The sequence below is a fragment of the Aeromonas aquatica genome, from assembly GCF_000764655.1.
Classification (GTDB): Bacteria; Pseudomonadota; Gammaproteobacteria; order Enterobacterales; family Aeromonadaceae; genus Aeromonas; species Aeromonas aquatica.
In genome coordinates this window covers 1-2,670 of sequence record NZ_JRGL01000167.1, presented here as the reverse complement: position 1 = coordinate 2,670, position 2,670 = coordinate 1, and the positions used below count along the sequence as shown (strand labels likewise).

Here is a 2,670-nt window from a genome sequence, read left to right as displayed (position 1 = left end):
GATCTACATGGAGCGCTTTGATACACATAAGCTTTTTGCGTTAGCGAATCGCACGCTGCTGGCTAATCCGGTTGCTAAATCCAAGTTTCTCGATTGCTTTCAGGTATGGTCGGATCATTTTCAGCGAATGGTGCTGTCAAGAGCCTCCACTCTGAATGACAAGGCCTACGAAGACATGACGATGTCGCACCTTGAAGAAGAGTTAGGACATAATCGCCAGCTGAAAAACAATCGTCAGGATTTCGAAGCGGTTTTTGATCCGACATTGGAGGCCGCAAGTTCATGGTTTGTGAGTCAAATGTACTCTTTGACTGATCTCGAAAAGGTCGTCTTGGTGCATTTGGTTGTAGAAGCGTCAGCAGTCTTTTTCTACAAGCACATCAAACCTGCTTTAGCTGACTCCTCGACCAAAGAGCATTTTGAACTGCATAGTGTGCTTGATGATGAGCATGTTCGTATGGGCTACGATTTTATCGCTTCGGCTGAGATTGAAGATAGCCAAGCCTTGTTTGAGGTCCAGAACAAAGGCTGGGCCATGCTGATGACTGTGATGTCAAGAATCGCGGATTTGACGGTCTATGCCAGCAACCTCAGTGTCAGCATAGAGATTCGCATGGAGCCTTCAGATGAAGCCATGGCCTAAGGAAGGCACGCGCCGGATCCCTTCGCAAGTCTATACCAGTGATTCGGTTTATTCCCAGGAGATGGAATACATTTTTCAGGGTAACACTTGGAACTATGTAGGGTTGGCGGCTGAAGTCGCCAACCCGGGCGATTATATCCAGACTTACCTCGGTGAGACACCCGTGGTGGTGGTACGTGACCGCGAAGGGGCTATCAATGTTTTGGTAAACCGTTGTCCTCATCGGGGAGCAAAAGTTTGTCAGAACCAACAGGGTAACGTGAAATTGTTCGTCTGCCCGTACCATGAGTGGGCGTTTAATCTTCAGGGTGAACTGAGAGGGATGCCGTTTAAGAATGGTATTGATGGTAAAGGGGGGATGTCGGCGTCGTTTAACCCGGATGAACACGGAATGCAGCGGCTGAACGTCACGGTGCGTCATGGTGTAATTTTTGCCAGTCACTCATTTGATTTGCCGCCGTTTGAGGAATACCTCGATCCGGCCATGCTTGCCTATTTTGATCGGGTGTGTGATGGCAGGGCGCTTAAGGTTATCGGAAAAATGCGACATCGCGTCAACTGCAATTGGAAACTGCAGGTTGAAAACGTCAAAGATCCCTTTCATGCGGCATTACTGCACTCGTTTTTCAAAAACTTCGGAATTTGGCGTTCTGATCAGAAAACCAGTGTCGAAGTGTGTCGAACCGGGGCACACAGTGTACTTGTGAGTACTGCTTCTTTTCAGTCGCGCCAGAACGAAGAGGCTGCACCGAAGGTTAGGCTCAAAGCGCCTCAGCTAATTGACCATCAGCGTGAATTTGAGCATGGAACTGGGGCGATTATGACGATTTTCCCAAACCTGATCATGCTACAGCAACTCAATTGTCTGGCAATGCGACATGTTATCCCGGATGGGCCGAATGCCTGTATTAAGGTCTGGACGTTTTTTGGCTATGCGAATGAATCTCAAGCGCTCACGAAACGCCGGCTGCTACAAGCCAACTTATTGGGGCCTTCCGGACTGGTGACCATTGATGACAATGAAATCTTAGCGGTGACGCAAGATGGTGCCAAAGGCAGCCCTCAGTCGGATATTGTTCTGGAGGCCAGTACGGGAGAGTCGAGTGAAGATCATATGATGACTGAGTCGGCGATCCGTGGATTCTACCGATATTATAAAGAGGTATTGCACTTTGAGTAGTTTACAAAGAGACCTCACGCTTCAGGCGGCTGTGGCTGATTTTTATACTGCTTATCACGATACTCTTGAGCAAAACGACCTGATGGAATGGGTCACATTCCTCGCCCCTGATTGCCTCTATAAAGTGACGTCTCGTGAAAACGTTGAACGCGGGTGGCCCTTATGTTTTGTGTTGTGTGAAAACCAAGACATGGCGTACGACCGGGCCGCAGCATTGCAGGATTCCATCTATTTCCGGCAGCGCGTTCAGCAGCACATGGTATCAAACCTGCGCATCACCAAAGTGGAACAGCAAGGATCATGCATGCTGGTATCTGTCACGAGCAGCTTTACAGTATATGAAAGTATTAATGGCCACGAAGCATCCCTGCTGGTAACGGGTAAAACATTGGACATCCTAATAATGAGGGACGCGCAGATTGCCTTTAAACAAAGGATCTGCATCTGTACCCCCGACATTATATCTGACTCAATTGTCTATCCCCTCTGATCTGTCCAAATACTGACTGGAAAAATAACATGTGCCATTTACCAATGTCTGAGTTGACGGTAGTAGATTTAACGCGTCATAGAGCTGGCCCTGTGACGTCCCGGCTTTTTGCTGACTGGGGCGCGGCCGTGATTAAAATCGAAGAACCGACCGACCGTGGTGACAGTATGGGCGGGTCACGAGAAGGATTTGATTATCAAAACTTACACCGGAACAAGCACAGTTTATCGGTGAATCTCAAGACTGACGAAGGTCAGATGATCTTAAAGCGTCTCGTGGCAAAGGCGGACATTGTACTTGAAAACTTCAGGCCTGAAGTGAAATTCCGCTTAGGTGTGGATTATGAGTCTCTTAAGG

General features: G+C 48.3%; 4 protein-coding genes. All 4 read left to right on the top strand.

Features of this window, described 5'->3' with window-relative positions; translation table 11 throughout:
- Positions 1 to 643, top strand: a 643-nt coding sequence (locus LG30_RS0120850; RefSeq protein ID WP_202963178.1) for a hypothetical protein, incomplete at its 5' end; no start/stop codon positions are given.
- Entirely contained in the window at positions 627 to 1,823 is a 1,197-nt protein-coding gene (locus LG30_RS0120845) for an aromatic ring-hydroxylating oxygenase subunit alpha (protein WP_033132619.1), read from the top strand. The genes LG30_RS0120850 and LG30_RS0120845, both read left to right, overlap by 17 nt.
- The gene (locus LG30_RS0120840; RefSeq protein WP_033132618.1) at positions 1,816 to 2,313 is read left to right on the top strand and encodes an aromatic-ring-hydroxylating dioxygenase subunit beta; all 498 of its coding nucleotides are present in this window, start codon (positions 1,816 to 1,818) and stop codon (positions 2,311 to 2,313) included. The genes LG30_RS0120845 and LG30_RS0120840 overlap by 8 nt, the downstream gene beginning before the upstream one ends.
- A gap of 44 nt (positions 2,314 to 2,357) precedes the next feature.
- Positions 2,358 to 2,670, top strand: a 313-nt coding sequence (locus tag LG30_RS0120835) for a CoA transferase (RefSeq protein WP_202963177.1), incomplete at its 3' end; no start/stop codon positions are given.